Annotated in this window: 1 protein-coding gene; it reads left to right on the top strand. The window is 46.9% G+C overall.

What is annotated here, in order from left to right; all coding sequences use genetic code 11:
* Window positions 1–260, top strand: a 260-nt coding sequence (locus SB765_RS30950; RefSeq protein ID WP_410932663.1) for an HIT domain-containing protein, incomplete at both ends; no start/stop codon positions are given.

The following is a 260-nucleotide window of genomic DNA, read 5'->3' as shown; positions in this document are numbered from 1 at the left end:
AGTAATACTTTCGCGAAGATTATTGCTGGAGAGGCCCCCTGTGTAAAGGTCTATGAGGATGATTTAACGCTCGCATTCATGGATATAATGCCGCAGAAGGATGGTCACGTATTAGTAGTACCCAAGGAACAAGCGGTCACAATTTACGATCTGTCTGCAGAAGCTGCTCAAGCATGCATGCTAACCGTTCAGAAAATAGGTAAAGCTCTCGAGCGCGCTATGGGGGTGACTGGGTCAACCATATTTCAGCACAATGGCTC

The sequence above is a fragment of the Pseudomonas sp. SIMBA_067 genome, from assembly GCF_046534675.1.
Classification (GTDB): domain Bacteria; phylum Pseudomonadota; class Gammaproteobacteria; order Pseudomonadales; family Pseudomonadaceae; genus Aquipseudomonas; species Aquipseudomonas putida.
Note: the sequence above shows the minus strand (reverse complement) of the source record. Positions and strands in the feature narration are given on the sequence as shown.